Origin of the sequence: Zunongwangia profunda SM-A87 (genome assembly GCF_000023465.1) — a bacterium.
Classification (GTDB): domain Bacteria; phylum Bacteroidota; class Bacteroidia; order Flavobacteriales; family Flavobacteriaceae; genus Zunongwangia; species Zunongwangia profunda.
The window spans coordinates 1,415,366-1,431,042 of record NC_014041.1; the positions used below are offsets into that span (position 1 = coordinate 1,415,366).

The following is a 15,677-nucleotide window of genomic DNA, read 5'->3' on the forward strand; positions in this document are numbered from 1 at the left end:
ATACCATTTTGAAATAATTAATGGCTAAAAAAAAGAGGAAAATATCTTTTCAGTTTCTCATCAAACAGATGGGAACTTCAGCTGGTACAGCCATTTCAATATTCACTTTACTTGGAATGGGATTTACAGCAGGTGTCTATTATAATGACTATGTGAAAAATGTTGAAATATTAGAAATCAAAAAAAACAATTTTATCGAAATTCAAACATTGAGCTATGAAATAGAATCTTTGAAACTAGAAAATAAGGAGTTAAAAATTAAAATCACTGATTATGAGCAAAAAAGCGAAGAATGAGTCAATCAGTGATTCACTAAATCTGATTGTAAAAAAAGTTCAAACTTTAAAAAAATCGGAGGAAGTGAAAGATGAAAAATCACTGGAAACAATTTTAAAAGCAACAGAAGAAGTTAGAACATTCTTTAAAGGAATAAGAAAGATATTTTTAATTCTTTTGAGCTTAGTTGTTTTATTATTTGTTCTTTTAATTATTTCAACTACCTATAATACCAAACTGGAGAACTTGAACTCAGAATTGGAGAACCAAAAAATTGATTCTATTATAAAAACAATAATGGATATTAAAAGAGTTCAAAAAAATGATTCAACAATTACGACTTCATATAGTTATCAAGTTAGAGGTGACAAAATTGTAACATATAATGAACTAGTAAATGAGAAAGATAGTTTGAGAAATACAATCGACAGTTTAAAATTATTGAGAATCAAGTTGAAATCTAAAAACTCTGAACTTGACCAAAAGCTAAAGATGATTATCGATAATTACGGAATTAAATTTACTGAATTCTATAAAATCAAAAACAAAGACACTATTAATTACTTGAGACTTGAAGGAAAGAAAATTGATTCAGCTCTAATTTTGTTAGAACATTATCGAAAAAATCTTTCTTACGATAAAGAAAAAAATAAATGGTATATCATTGAAAATAAATAAAAACGAAGGCACAACAATGGCTATAAGTAATTGCTTGTTCTCGCATACTTCTGAAAATCCTCACGGATTTTCAGTCTGGTGTATACTTGCAAAGTTAAGTCCTAACCTACGCAACTACTCATAGCCTAACCGTTGGGCAAAATAAATAATCGATTAATGAATAAAAAAGAAATAGAGCTTAAAAGAGTTTTAGAAATAGAAGATCCAATTTTATTTCTAGGTGCTGGATTCTCATTAGGAGGTAAAACAAATCAGAACCACCCAATTCCTAATGGATCACAACTTAAAGAGATATTAATTACGCAGTTATTAAAGTATCCAATAGACTCAGAAAACTATAATGACCTGATCAAATTTAGTTTATCTGATGTAAGCGATTTCTGTGAAAGTGAAAAAAGTAAGGCTCACCTAGAAGATTTCTTAATCGAGATTTTTAAAAACACTGAGCCATCCGAACATCAAAAATTAATAACCAAATTTCCTTGGAAGAAAATATATACAACTAACATAGATGATATAATCGAAACTAGTTATCAGATTTCCAAGAAAAGTTTGTTAGTTCAAAATTTCAAAAGAAAATCTACTTTAGATAATAAAGGTAAAACTGAACTATATAAGCTTCACGGTTGCGTGAATAATCCAAGTGAAGGGTTTACATTCAGTTCCAGAAGTTATTTGGACTCTATGATTCTAAATAAAGATTACCGTTTCAATAGTCTTTCATTGGATATGCATTCTGAATCAATAATTTTTCTTGGTCATGATTTCAATGAAATCAATATTGATTTTTACTTAAAGCTTTATGAAAATTCCGGATATCAATCTTCTAAGGGCAGCCTCATATTTATAAACCCATCCCCATCAATAATACTGAAGAGTAAGATTAAAAAATTAGGAGCTACTTTAATAGAATGGAAAACCGAAGAATTCTTTGATTTTGTTCTACGAGTACAAGAAAACAAAGATTCGAGCCAGACAATAAAGCAAAAAAGAACATTAAGTAGATTTAGATTCAAAAATCTCAACGATTTAAAGTCTCAAATATTTCCAATAGAAAATTATGAGAGTGAATTGTATTTTGGATATGAACCAACTTGGAAGGATATATTTGATGAATGGGATTTTGAAAATAGTGAAATAAACAACTCATTAAAACATTTCGATAATGCGCTTAAAGATTTGCAGTCTGGCCTTATAGCCCTATATGGAAAAGGGCTTTCAGGAAAAAGTTCCTATCTCCTCAGATTGGGGCAAAAGTTAGATATGGAAGGATTTGAAGTATGGAGTTATGAAGGAAAATATTTCAATTATTTTGAATTTTTTAAATGGATCAAGTTAAATAAGGAACAAAAGTATTTTTGTCTTCTTATTGATGATGCAGCTCATATGTATAAAGACATAACACGTTTAATAAATTTAATACCGAATGACCAAAGATTGATTGTAATTACAACCTCTCGTATACCACTTCACATAAGATTGCGATATAGTATTATTGATTTTCCACATATTGAAAAATTTTTAGAACCAAATATCTCTAAAGAATTTGCTACAGAAATAGAAAGAACATTGGACCAAAAGGGTTATTTGGGCTCACTTAAATCTAAAAATCAAGCTGAAAGAATAAAATATATATCTGAAAATAATGATGTATTAAGCTTATTATATGAGATTACATATGGTAAAGAATTTAGAAATCGATTAAATAAAGAACTTAAACCTCTACTACTACAGAGTAGTTCCGAACATGATTTACTATCATTGTTAGCAATTTTTGAAAAGCTAGATATACCTACGGTCCCAAAAGAATTAATTTCTTTACAATACGGCGGGGATTCAAAAAAGGTTTTAGGTGAAATTGAAAATTTTATAAAATATACATCTAATGGTGATATCAGTTTAAGGTCTGGTTTTTATTTAAAAAGTATTTTTGAATCCATACCAAAAGATAAGATAATAGAAATCTTAAAAGCCATTTTGAAAAGTATTTCTCCGCAATTAGATAACCGGCCAGGTAATTTGTGGAATCATATAGAAGCTTCCTGTATCAAACAAAAAGTTCTTAGAAAAAAATTAAAATTGTCAAGTACTCAAATTAGAAATATGCTGTACGACCTGAAAGAGGATCTCGGTATTAGTTTTAATTATTGGATACAATTGGGTATTACTGAGCAAAATAGTAAAAGCTTCGACAAAGCATTAAACCATTTTCGCCAAGCAGAGGCAATTGCTCCAAGTTCTTATATGATACAAAATGCGATTGGCAGAAATTTTCTGAAACAAGCAAATAATATGGATAATAAATCCCTAGCCTTAGCCACATTTGAAGAGGGTGAAGAAATTTTACTAACTCTAATAAATAATCGAGAGGAGTATCAAGTTAAGGCCTTTTCAACTCATACCTATCTTTATGAAAAAATAAATTTTCTCAAAAAATTTAAAATCAAACCAACTAATAGAGAATTAAAAGAATTGTTCAAGCTTTTAAAACAATTAATTGATAAAGATCCTGATGATGCTATGTCAAAAGAATTGAGCAATAAATTTTTAAGGTATCTGAAATCGATCAAAAAAGAGAACATAATGAAAATAGGATACCATGATTTAAAAATGCTTAAGTCTATGTTTTCAGATTCTGAAATCGATTTTGAAGATGTATTGGAGTAATTTACTTTGCCCAATAACTAAGCGTTAGTGTGGCCGGAACGGCCTAACATGAACGCACTGTTGACTAAACCAGTTCTTTGCCGGTTAGCCATATATGGGGATTAGTCTATTTTTAGGAGGTAGTATTTGTCGGATAGTAAATCTTGTCTCTATGCAAGATATCGGCTTTTGGTTATTGACCTAAAGTGCAACTGCTTTTTACTATGTTCCTTCACTGGTACTTACAGGATTTAGTGTCATTTTGATCGTTTTAAGCCATAGGTTTCCTGTTACGCCCGGAAAGATCGTTTTTCGTACTCATTTATTTGATTGTTTTCTTAGTTTTTCCATCCAGTATCTAGGTGGGCCTCGGGCGGTAAAAGTAGTGAGTGTCACCAATTTTCCTTTCTTGCACACCGGGCAAAGCTGGTGTTGTAATGGTTGATGCTCTTTGAGTTGCACCCGTACCAGGTTTTTCTGTAGCTGGGTAAGTGTAATTTTTTTATGGTAGGAACTCAAGATCCCATAATGCCGGATGCGAACAAATCCTTTGGGAAGTACGTGAAGTGCGAACCTCCTGATGAACGCTGCATCGGATAAACGTAACAAGGATTTTCTTCCCCCGTGGCGGTAGTCCTTTACAGCAAATGTAAAGCTTTGATTATCCAGGTTTTTTATCCGATGGTTACTTATGGCGATCTTATGGGTATAGCGGCCAAGGTATTCCACCACCTGGGCGGGACCTAAAAATGGACGTTTACAATAAACTTGGATAACTCGGATCAAATTGTGCCACTGATTTCGGTCGGTTAGTGCCAGGCATTTCGGTTTAAATTGTGCCACTTTTGGTATTAAGTTAAACCTGTATCGGTTCGATTTGTGCCAGTTGTTTCGGTTTGTTTTGTGCCACTTTAAAAGATCAAGTAAATAATACCTTGTCGCTTAAAACGAAGCGATATGGCCAACACACTTGATCCAATGGACTTAAAACAGATAATATCCTTACACCTCGATGGGTTTAGTAACCGTAAAATTGGAGCCACCCTTGGGATCTCCCGCAATACGGTAAACACCTATATGCGTTTGTTTAGCGTTAGTGACTATGCTCTTAAAGAGTTGCTGACCCTTGATAATGCAACCTTAGATAAACTTTTTCCCTCCCACAGCACTATTGACAACTCCCGGTATCAAGAGCTGATGCTCTATTTTAAGGAGCTTAACCAAGCCCGTAACCATCCCGGGTTTACCTTTTTATATCATTATCAGGAGTATGTCTCCCAGTCTAAAAACCCATATGGCTATACACAGTTTATGGAGCATTACCGCCGTAAATATGCTAAAATCAAAGGCTCGATGAAGCTTGAGCACGACCCCGGCAAGGAACTCTTCATTGATTTTGCCGGTAAAAAGCTTCACATTATTGACAAACAAACCGGGGAATTAATTCCTGTCGAGGTGTTTGTAGCTATTTTGCCCAACAGTCATTACACCTATGTAGAGGCTTGCAAAAGTCAGAAACGCGATGAGCTGATCAACTGTTGCCGTAACACTTTACACTTTTATGGCGGGGTACCTAAAGCGATTGTCTCTGACAACCTAAAATCAGCTGTTAACCGTGCCAGCAGGTATGAGCCCGAGATCAACCGAAGTTTTAAAGACTTTGCCCGGCATTACAACTGTGTGATCAACCCCACCCGAGGCTATGCTCCACAGGACAAGGCTTTAGTAGAGAATGCCGTAAACCTGGCCTATCAACGGATCTATTATCCTATGCGCAAGATGAGCTTCTTCTCTATAGAAGAACTCAACAGGGAGATAAAAAAGCAGCTGGGGCATTACAACAACTTATTGTTCTCCCGCAAGGAGTCCAGTCGCAGGGAACTGTTCCAATCTGTGGAGCAGGAATACTTGAAGCCCCTTCCAGAGACAGCTTATGAATTAAAAAGCTACCGAAGGGCAAAGGTTCAGAAAATAGGCTATGTGTACTTCTCCCCGGATAAAAGCTATTACAGCGTGCCCTATCGCTACATAGGAAAGGAAACCACCTTGCATTACACCCGTTCTTTAGTTGAAGTGTATTACCACTATCAACGCATCGCCCTGCATCAGCGCAACCCCTCAAAAGGCAGTTATAATACTAACAAAGAACACCTGAGCAGCACCCATAAATACTATAGCGACTGGAGTCCTGAATTCTTTAAAAAGAAAGCAGCCTTGCACGGGAAGCACGTGGTGGATTGTGTCGAAAAAATAATCACTGCGGTAGATTATCCTGAAATAGGGTATAAGCGTGCTATGGGGCTTATTCAGCTCCATAAATCCTACGGCTCCCAGCGGCTGGACAATGCCTGTAAAAGAGCTTTACAAGCAGATGCAGCCACCTATCAGCGCATCAAGAACATCCTGAAAAACAATCTGGACAAGAGCTCCCTGTTCTATCAGGATTTGGAAGAAAATAAAACACATATACCGAAGCATACTAACATACGCGGTGCTTCAGCTTATCAGTAATCTAACCTTTAAAAACAGTAACTATGAACAACAATCAGACTATTGAAAAATTAAAAGAAATGCGACTAGGGGCTATGGCTCAGCTGCACCTGCAACATCTTAAAGACAACCGCATAGCCGGGATCACTGCCGATGAATATCTGGCATTATTGACCGATCACCAGTGGGAAGACCGACACAACCGTAAGATAGAAAGGCTTTTAAAACAGGCGGGATTTAAACAACAGGCCAGTCTGGCTGACATTAACTACTCCCAGAACCGGAATCTGGATAAGAATATGTTTGCTCGATTAGGCAGTCTGGATTTTATAACCAGAAAAGAAAACATCATCCTTACCGGTGCTTCAGGAGTAGGTAAAAGTTATTTAGCTCAGGCTTTAGGGCATCAGGGGTGTATGATGGAATACAAAACCATATACACAAACACAGCCCGGCTTTTTAAAAAACTAAAACTTAGTAAGGTCGATGGCACCTACCTTAAGGAACTGGGAAAACTCATCAAAGCAGACCTTCTAATCCTCGATGACTTTGGGTTACAGAGTTTTGATAATCACGCAAGGGAAACCCTGATGGATATCATCGATGACCGCTATAATAAAGCTTCCACAATTATATCCTCACAAATACCCGTATCTGCCTGGTACGATATTATTGGGGAGGGGACTATCGCAGATGCAATCTTGGACAGGATTGTAAACTCCTCACACCGTATTGACCTAAAGGGTGAGTCGCTAAGAAAAGGAGCTTTAAAGAACCAGTAACATTAATTTTATATATAATTGCAGTATCTTTTAAAGTGGCACTGTTTGACCGAAACAGCTGGCACCATCACTCCGAAATAGCCATCAGGTTTTTTGCCTTTAATAGTTGGTTCAGAAATACTTTTAATTCTTTCTTCTATAGTTTTTTTCGTAAAACCAACTTTGAATAAATTATCATTCAAATCATAAATTAGATAAATTTTTTCAATTCCTTTTTCATTTTCAATAATCGATTTTTTATTAAAAATTAATTTAAAAAAACTTATAGGTTCAATAGTCAAAACTTTCTCTACCGCTTTTTTACCTTTTAGTATAAATATAGGATTATTTAATTCTTTCAATTCATATTGATTGACACAGAAAAAACCAAACATTTCGTATGTTGATTTTAATAGATTTTGAAATGTATTAAATAATATAATTTCATTTAAATTTTTAAACTCTTCACTTAAAAATCTACAAAATTGATATGTTATTATATCTCTATTTTTCAGCTTTCTTTCAGAATTTAAAGCATATCCAGTAAGTTCGTTGTAATTTACAATTAATAACAAATCATAACTTTCAATATTTTTTTCATCGTGAGCTAATATGCTATAACTTTCTTTTCTGATTTTTTCAATAACATTATTTAGTTCAGGCTTTTTATTTGATTCGAAAATTTTTAGAACTTGCTCTAAATCAATTTTTCTAATTCTTTTATTTAGTTCGTTTGTATTCACATTTTGTATTATAGCTAACTTTTTTTATAAATAAAAAAAGTGTCGATTTACCGCAACATTCATCCGGTTATCGACACTTTATTCAATTCTTAAGTATTTTTTTCTTCACTATTTTTTTTCCAATAATTTCTCCAAATAAGCCACCTTATCCTTTTCCGCTTGAACCAAACGCTCATAAAGTTCAACGACTTTATCTAAAGGGTTAAACGTACAGTGAAAATTATTTAATGGACCGTTATTCACACTGTTATCGTTGAAATTATTAATATTGTGAAAAATCGATTCCTCGGAAAAGTTCTCAATAGCTTCTTTACTCACCCCTAACACTTTCGCCACTCTTTCCAACTTTTCATCCTCAATATGCTCGCTTTGTTCTAAGCTGGAAACACTTTGTTGGCTGATTCCTAATTCTGCGGCAAGGGTTTCTTGCTTCATTCCTCGAAGTTCTCTGATTCGGCTGATTTTTCTACCGATATGACTGGTTTTTGTTGCTGTGCTCATAATCTCAAAGATAAACATTCTTTTTAAAAGTTGTACTCCTCACTCTTTGCAGTAAAAAACAAGATTCTCCTTGTTTTTTACTCGATAATCGAGATTACCTATTCCAAGGGTTATCTAAATATTAAAAATAATTTTCTAATAAATGCCACATCGTCTAAAGGCAATTTACTAGTCATTTTGATTCGCTACAGCCGCTTCCTTTTAAAACTTGAATCCTCATTACCCCCACTAAAGTTTCATTTTAAAACCTCTTGATCTATGCTTACCATTTACATCCTCACAAAGTTATAGAATTTGCATTACCCCAAATTACGGAAATCCTCATTATCAACTTTAAAATTTACCGCTATGAAAAATTTACAGTCCTTAGATATTAAAAAGATCGTTACCGCAATTACCAGTATCGTTGAAACTTTATTCATCTATCAATATAGAGATTTCTTGATTATAATTTGCTCCTATAGTTATCAAGATACTCGGCCAAAGAAAAAAGAAGCTTTATTAAAAATAAAACATTTTATTTTTAACAGTTATGTTTTTACATTTTTTAATACTTTTCAAAAAAAGCAATTATTTTTAAAATCTTTAACTAAGAAAAAATTTTAATACCATGTTCTATTTTGACAATGATTTTAATATCATTTAGTGAAAATAATTTAGATAAGAATATTCCAAGTGAAGGAAATATTAATTTGCCCCCTTGTGCAGAAAGCGTAAGAGTTGACTGAGATGGCGACGGAGTCGCGGAGTTGGAATGGACCTTTGAATGTCAATATGCTGATGCTATGCGTGAGCAGTTCCAGCAAACTTGTCTAGGAAATTAAATCATAATATTTTAATCAATTATTAACCACAAATAATGGCTTTTTTCAAATTTAATATGACAAAAAAAATACTTCTTCTAATTACTGTTTTCTCATCATTACTCACTCAAGGCCAAAACCAAACAGGTTTAGTTTATTACGGAGAAATTCAAAGTATGGGAGCTGGGGCGCCAGTCGGTCCTGATCTAAACGCTATTCTGGTATTTGATAATAATCGTTCTTTATTTATTACAAGGATGGATTCTTTAGAAGGAGGACATATAAGAGAACAACGTAATTTTGAAGGCACTGCAAGAATTTCAAGAACTGTTACTACTAATGAAATAGGCTTTAGACATTTAAATGATTTTAAAAAAGGAATTTTTACTTCAAGAGATATAGGTTTTAGTTATGTAAAAGATCGTACTCCTAAAATCAAATGGAATATTACTTCGGAAACTAAGGCCATCGGGAAGTTTACAGCTAATAAAGCTACCGCTCATTTTAGAGGTCGGGATTATACGGCCTGGTTTACTCCCGAAATTCCGTTACCTATTGGCCCGTGGAAATTGCAAGGCTTGCCCGGTTTAATTCTGGAAGCTTACGATACCAATAAAGAAATTTACTGGTATTTTAAATCTATAGAATATCCTACGGATAAATCATATTTATTAAAACCAATCGAACATGATGGGGAATGGATGAGTACTGAGGATTTTAAAAAAGATCAAATCAAAGCTTTAAAAAGTGCTTTGATTTCAGGTAGAATGAGTGCTGAGAGTGCAAATATACGTGGCATTCATGTAAATAATACAACTCAAAATTTAATGCTAAGAAGTTATATAGAAGGATTTGCAGACGATCAATAAAATTATAGTTGTTTTTATTTTCTCTTGTCTGGGGAGTCTTTATGGACAATCTGGTGAATTTGTAGTACATGGAATCGTTCAGGATTCAATAACAAGCGAAACCATCGAGGGCGCTTCTGTAATTTTAAAGCAGGATACCCGTTTTCTAGCTTTTGGCTACACCGATGCAAAAGGTGTTTTTGAACTGATTATTCCAGAATTTCAGGAAAATTTAGTTTTGGTCGCTAACAGCATGGGCTTTACTAAGCAGGAAATTTTTTTGCTTAAAAATAAACAATCTTATACTATAAAATTAGTACCACAGGTAGAAAGCCTGGACGAAGTTTTACTGCGACCAGATGAAAAGATTGTTATTAAAACCGATACGTTGCGTTATAAAGTCAGCGCTTTTACCAATAAAACCGAGCAAACCGTTGAAGATGTTTTGCGCAATATTCCCGGTATCGAAATTGATGGCGATGGAAATATTAAAGCGCAGGGACAGTACATTAAAAAGATCCTGATCGAAGGAGATGATTTAGCCAATAATAATTATAAAATCATTTCAAAAAACCTGGACGCTCAAGTGCTCGATAAAGTTGAGGTAATAAGCAATTATGAAGAAAATCCCGTTTTAAAACAGTTTTTAAATTCAGATGCCAAGGTTTTAAATCTAAAATTAAAGGAAGATCGAAAAACGGTACTTTTTGGAACAAATACTGCCGGGATCGGAAATCGCGAACGCTCAAAGCTAGAGAGTAATCTGGGGCTGATTAAGGAAAAAATAAAATTCCTGAATCTGGGAAAGTGGAACAATACTGGCGAATGGGCAGACGAACAACTTTCTAGTTATGTTTCAGAAAATAGTTCGGGGTTCAATGATTTTGATAAGGATTTTTCAAAAAAATTAGATCCTCAAGTGTATTTACAGGAAAGTACGATTATGCTCGATGAGCGAAATTATATTCAAAATAAAAGTTTTTTCGATCATTTTTTAATTCATAAACCTTTAAGCAAAAACACGAAATTAAGAGCTGCAACTTCGTATATCAATGAAAAGCTCGATCAGCAGTTTGGCGGTAATTATACTTATTTTCTGGATGATCCAATTACCTATAATGAACAACATGATTTTGCAGGAAAAACACGGAATTTTAGAAATGAGATCGAAATTTCGAGTGCGATTTCTAAAGATCATTATTTAAATTTTACAAATGTGGTCGATCTGAAATCTTATGCCTCTGGTACTTCGCTTCAATTTAATAACGATCTGATCGATCAGGATTTGGACACTCGGGAACGAAATCTGGAAACCGATATTAATTTCAGTAAAAAGATTAAAAATGGAGCTATGATCATGTATGGATATATAGCCCACAAAAAATTGGACGAAGATTTTACAGCTTCGCCGGTTTCTTTTCTGGAAGCTGATAGAGCGATAACCGGGAATTATAAAACAACATTAAACTATCAGGGGATTGAGGCCGATTTCATTTTCAGGAAAAAGAAATGGTCGTATAGTTTTTTTGGCGGAGTGCAGCATTTAGACGAAGAATTTACCGGAACATCAAACGAAATAAATGCTGAAATCGCGATCGATAGCTTAAGTGGCGGTAATGATTCGCGGCAGCTAAGTTTAAGGGGCGGGCTAAAGCTCGCTTACCAGATGAATGAAAAAATGGATATGAATGCTAAAATAACAGGAGATATTCTAGATTATAGGAACTCTTTTTTTAAAGACCAATATCTAATCTATAATCCTGAACTTTCGTATCGTTGGTTAAAAAACAGTTTTGGCAATTTCAGACTTTCTTATAAATTTCAGCAGGATTTGCCAAGGCTAAGTTCTTTGCCCAGTTTTGGCGTTTTAAAAAGTTACAGGAGTATTCAATATGGGGCACAGCAAGTAGAACTTCTAAAGAGTCACCGCTATTCGCTTAGCTATATTTTGAATAAAGTAAAAGATCGATTTTTACTGAGTACAACATTGTCTTATGTAGATTATCAAAACAGTTTTGTACGCCAAAATTTTATTGCTGAAAACTATAATTTTTCTTCCTTATTTTACACAAATTCAGAAGACTTTTTAAACCTGAATGCTGGGGTGACCACCTTTATCGATAAGTTGAATATGACCGCCAAACTTGGAATTAACCAAATGTGGTTTACCAGGCCTTCGGTCTTGAATGATCAGTTTGCTTTAATCAAGAATAAATCGCAAAATCTCTATCTGAGGGGAACAACCTATTTTAAAGGGAATTACGATTTTTATTTTCAGCTGAATTATATGAGAAACTCAGGTGAAATTGAAGGAAATTCAACCAAAATTGAAAATTACTCGGCCAGTTTTGAAAATGTTTTTAGAATCAACGATAAGTTTTTTTTGAACTTTAAAAATGAATTATTTCTGGTAGACGATCAGTTTTTTGAAAGTAGCCTAATAAATGCCGAATATCGACCTAAGCAAAGCAATTGGACTTTCGGTTTTAATGCACAAAACGTATTCAACACTCAATATTATCGCTTTCAGAACATCACTAATTTTGAACGATCTGAACTTCGCTACAAAAGTGTAGAGCGATTTGTACTTGCTTATGCGAAATGGAGGATATAAATTAAATTGGCAATCTTTTATTTTTCTAAGATTGTTATTTCGTCATTAAGATTTTTTCAAGATAGACAAATTTTTCTTTTTCAGCTTCTTTTACGGAAAAGGTGTTTACTAAAATGAAACAAAAAGTAAAGATTTTTAGTATTCATTATACCCTGAATGAGATTGAAAACCGATTGACGGAAGGAGACAATTTTTTAAGTTTAGCTTTAAATAAGAAAAATATAATTTTTCAAGAGAGCCCTTTTTTTCTTACCGGATATAATAATCATCCAATAATGTTTCAACGAATACATGAGCATTGGAAGTCTAGAATTAGTAAAGCAGAATACTTTAATAGTAAATTGGATGTGAGTGATGATGATACCTATAGCGAACCAGCTAAACTTCTTTTAGCGAATCAAGCTATTTCACAAACCTGTGCAGCGCTACTTTGGGTTTATTGGGAATTTAAGCCACCCGTATTTGATTTAGATTATATGATTCATCTATGCCAGAACTTTAGTAAGAGTATAAAAATTGTTCTTCCTAAACATCCTTTCGATCTCAACGAGTTTATAATCTATTATGCCATGCGCAATACAATTTAAACTATAAATCGCTTCATCATATCCCCATTGAGGACGGATATTATACTTCCGATTTGGCATTTAAATTTTTGAAAGCTGTACGTGTTGAAGGAAAGAAACGATTAACTGAATTAGCTGAAATTCATAACATCTAAATGATGTATTCATATGGTTATTTGATTAGTGGACACGGTTAAAAATTAACTACAGGACTACAAATTACGTGGTAATTCAAGATGTGTGTCTGTGGAAACAATTTTGATTGCTCCCCACGGTCGCAATTAAAAAAAGAGAGGTTTAAGGGTATTTTATTTATTCATCAATGATTGTAAGAATTTTGGTTCGAGACCTATTCCAAATCCCCACCAACGTTTTTGATTGTATATCCATTCTTTTCCTATAGTTGATGTCGCATAATCAAATCCTATGGGTACAAATGAAAAGCTAATATTATTGTATGTATAATTTATTGTGAGACCAGTTGAAATAAAAAATTGACTAACTTCATTTTCATCTTTTAAATAGTTTTTCGTTGTTTCTGAATTCAATTTTTCTACCATAGGAGCTGCCCAAATACCTAAAGAAAACTTATGATTTGATTTAAAACCCGTCCAAAAATATCTATTTCTCTCAAATTCAATAAAATTTAGATTAAAACCTAAATTATTAATTCCAGAGGAAGCTGTTGAAGATTTGTATTTATTTTTAGGTCTAACTTTAAAAGGTATCGTAATTAATGAAATTGGGAGAGGTTTCCAATGACCTTTTTTAAATGGAAGACTGTTTGACGTAATGGGAGTGTAATTTAAACTCTGTCCTCTGTTTCACTGCTTCGGGGGTACCCCCGAAGCAGTGGTTGCCAAATCGAGCCTAATACGGTCTTCAAATCTAATATATAATTGCTGTATTGTCAAGCTCCAATTATGAAGTGGAGTGGTCCATTTCTTTTGGATGTTCTGAGTAGCCAGGTAAACTAATTTGAGCAGTGCCATATCATTGCTAAAGGCTCCTTTAGTCTTGGTTACCTTACGTACTTGTCTATGGAATCCTTCCACGGCATTGGTGGTATAAATAAGCTTTCTGATGGGCTGAGTATATTTAAAATACTGTGATAGGTGCTCCCAGTTGTTCTGCCAGCTTTCAATAACTACCGGGTATTTCTTGCCCCATTTCTCTTCCAGGTTCAGGAGCTGGTCTTGCGCTACTTCTTTGCTGGTAGCACGATACACCAATTTTAAGTCTGTCATAAACTCCTTCTGATCCTTAGAGGCTACATATTTCATCGAGTTCCTTATTTGATGAATTATGCACAGCTGCACCTCTGTTTTCGGGAAAATGCTGAGGATAGCTTCCGTAAAGCCTTTGAGATTGTCAGTACAGGCAATGAGTATATCCTCAAGTCCCCTATTTTGAAGGTCAGTAAGTACCTGAAGCCAGAAATTGGCACCTTCGCTTTCTGAAATATACATTCCAAGCACTTCTTTATACCCATCTTTGTTTATGCCCAGAATATTATAGAGCGCCCTATGTTTTATCTTCCCATCCACTTTGACTTTATAGTGCATGGCATCCAGCCATACGATACAGTAAAGAGGTTCTAAGGGACGATTTTGCCAGGCTTTAATATCAGGGATAATCCGGTCGGTAATCTCTGTTAGAACATTGTGGGAGATCTCAGTATCGTACATTTCTTTGATATGGCTGCAGATATCCCGGTAACTCATTCCAAGCCCGTAAAGACCGATTATTTTCTCGGAGAGGTTATCAGCCAGAATGGTTTGGCGCTTCTTACGATCTCGGGTTCGAAACTACTGTGACGGTCCTGTGGTGTTTTAATATCAAAAGTGCCAACCCCTGTTTTAAGTTTCTTGTTACCCTTACCATTACGCTTATTTCCATGGGAGCGCTCTTCATGGTCAAGATGGCCATCCATCTCTGCTTCGAGAGCCTTGTCTAAAAAATTCTGTAGAAGCGGTGCAAAAGCACCATCCTTTCCAAATAGACTTTTGCCAGTGGTAAGTTGTTCTAAGGCTTTCTTTTCAATCTTGTTTAATTCATCTTGTGTCATTCTAATTCTGTTTGAGTTTTAATATAAAATTTCTCAGACAGACTTCAAATTACAACCTCAACGTAATACTAAATACTTGGTAACGATTTAATTTTATCTTTCTTAGATTTAAAACATCGTTTTTGTCGTAACCGAAAATAGTTAAAGTATCATTTGAGGATTTAACATCTATTACTTCATGGAATTTATAGTTCTTTAAATATGAGTTTAAAGAGGTTGTAGACACTGATTGAGAGAAACAATAGTTAATGATAAATAGACTTAACAGAATTAACAGTCTTTTAAATAATAACATAAAGTAATTTTTAAATTAAATTTTTAATGAATTTGGAATTTATAACAGACTGTAAAAAGTTGAAATACCTATTACTAGGTATTAACATTTCCATTCTATGGAAAATATATTCATAAAACTTATTTACTTTTTTTATCCAGAGCATTTGCCTTTTTAGTTTCATTGAAGTACTACTAAAGATCAAATGAAATAGGCCATTTACTTCTTAGAGCCGTCACATTACCTTTTTGGTATAGATACTTCTACAGGATTTAGGATTAGGAAAAGGGCTATAAATAGGAAAGCGTAGCTTACCGGTTTATGCGCCCGCTAATGCTAAATCCTGTTCTTTTGAGAAAAAGATAAGGCTGTAAAATTGAAAGTAAGTTTATAGATTTTTTTTAGAAAC

12 protein-coding genes and 2 pseudogenes are annotated in these 15,677 nt (G+C 34.0%); 9 read left to right on the forward strand and 5 right to left on the reverse strand.

Going from position 1 to position 15,677, the window contains the following annotated elements; translation table 11 throughout:
* The first annotated feature begins 20 nt into the window (after positions 1-20).
* The 3 genes from ZPR_RS06250 to ZPR_RS06260 all read left to right on the forward strand — a co-directional run bounded on the left by ZPR_RS06250 (position 21) and on the right by ZPR_RS06260 (position 3,621).
* Positions 21-296: a hypothetical protein gene (locus ZPR_RS06250; RefSeq protein ID WP_041578729.1), complete on the forward strand. Its 276-nt coding sequence runs from the start codon at positions 21-23 to the stop codon at positions 294-296.
* Positions 274-954, forward strand: a complete 681-nt coding sequence (locus tag ZPR_RS06255; RefSeq protein ID WP_041578730.1) for a hypothetical protein — start codon at positions 274-276, stop codon at positions 952-954. The genes ZPR_RS06250 and ZPR_RS06255 overlap by 23 nt, the downstream gene beginning before the upstream one ends.
* Before the next feature lie 156 nt (positions 955-1,110).
* Positions 1,111-3,621 (forward strand): SIR2 family protein, encoded by a 2,511-nt coding sequence (locus ZPR_RS06260; RefSeq protein WP_013070797.1) that lies wholly within the window; start codon positions 1,111-1,113, stop codon positions 3,619-3,621.
* A gap of 297 nt (positions 3,622-3,918) precedes the next feature.
* Here ZPR_RS06260 and ZPR_RS06265 read toward each other — a convergent pair.
* A pseudogene (locus ZPR_RS06265) lies at positions 3,919-4,368 on the reverse strand (transposase); the annotation flags it as partial.
* A gap of 189 nt (positions 4,369-4,557) precedes the next feature.
* On the opposite strand from ZPR_RS06265, the gene istA reads away from it, so the two are divergent.
* Together istA and istB are read left to right on the forward strand one after the other, a co-directional pair.
* Complete coding sequence (gene istA / locus ZPR_RS06270) at positions 4,558-6,111, forward strand: IS21 family transposase (protein ID WP_041578731.1); 1,554 nt, start codon at positions 4,558-4,560, stop codon at positions 6,109-6,111.
* A 23-nt stretch (positions 6,112-6,134) separates the two neighbouring features.
* A complete protein-coding gene (gene istB / locus ZPR_RS06275; protein WP_013070800.1) occupies positions 6,135-6,872 on the forward strand; it encodes an IS21-like element helper ATPase IstB in 738 nt (245 codons plus the stop codon).
* Between the two features lie 8 nt (positions 6,873-6,880).
* Here the strand turns inward: istB and ZPR_RS06280 are convergent, their stop codons facing one another.
* Both ZPR_RS06280 and ZPR_RS06285 read right to left on the reverse strand, forming a co-directional pair.
* Positions 6,881-7,594 carry a hypothetical protein gene (locus ZPR_RS06280; RefSeq protein WP_013070801.1) on the reverse strand — a complete coding sequence of 238 codons (714 nt, stop codon included), beginning with the start codon at positions 7,592-7,594 and terminating at the stop codon, positions 6,881-6,883.
* A 108-nt stretch (positions 7,595-7,702) separates the two neighbouring features.
* Positions 7,703-8,095, reverse strand: a complete 393-nt coding sequence (locus ZPR_RS06285) for a helix-turn-helix domain-containing protein (protein ID WP_187288262.1) — start codon at positions 8,093-8,095, stop codon at positions 7,703-7,705.
* 348 nt (positions 8,096-8,443) lie between these two features.
* Here ZPR_RS06285 and ZPR_RS06290 point away from each other — a divergent pair, with 348 nt between their 5' ends.
* The 4 genes from ZPR_RS06290 to ZPR_RS06305 all read left to right on the forward strand — a co-directional run bounded on the left by ZPR_RS06290 (position 8,444) and on the right by ZPR_RS06305 (position 12,947).
* The gene (locus ZPR_RS06290; RefSeq protein WP_013070803.1) at positions 8,444-8,701 is read left to right on the forward strand and encodes a hypothetical protein; all 258 of its coding nucleotides are present in this window, start codon (positions 8,444-8,446) and stop codon (positions 8,699-8,701) included.
* A 274-nt stretch (positions 8,702-8,975) separates the two neighbouring features.
* A complete protein-coding gene (locus ZPR_RS06295; RefSeq protein WP_201765803.1) occupies positions 8,976-9,767 on the forward strand; it encodes a GLPGLI family protein in 792 nt (263 codons plus the stop codon).
* On the forward strand, positions 9,751-12,360 hold the full coding sequence (locus ZPR_RS06300) for a carboxypeptidase-like, regulatory region (RefSeq protein ID WP_013070806.1): 2,610 nt from the start codon (positions 9,751-9,753) through the stop codon (positions 12,358-12,360). The genes ZPR_RS06295 and ZPR_RS06300 overlap by 17 nt, the downstream gene beginning before the upstream one ends.
* A gap of 113 nt (positions 12,361-12,473) precedes the next feature.
* Positions 12,474-12,947, forward strand: a complete 474-nt coding sequence (locus ZPR_RS06305) for a hypothetical protein (protein ID WP_013070807.1) — start codon at positions 12,474-12,476, stop codon at positions 12,945-12,947.
* Positions 12,948-13,234: 287 nt separating this feature from the next.
* On the opposite strand, the gene ZPR_RS06310 is transcribed toward ZPR_RS06305, so the two are convergent.
* Together ZPR_RS06310 and ZPR_RS06315 are read right to left on the reverse strand one after the other, a co-directional pair.
* Complete coding sequence (locus tag ZPR_RS06310) at positions 13,235-13,474, reverse strand: hypothetical protein (protein WP_148211662.1); 240 nt, start codon at positions 13,472-13,474, stop codon at positions 13,235-13,237.
* Between the two features lie 276 nt (positions 13,475-13,750).
* A pseudogene (locus ZPR_RS06315) lies at positions 13,751-14,994 on the reverse strand (IS256 family transposase).
* Positions 14,995-15,677 lie beyond the last annotated feature (683 nt).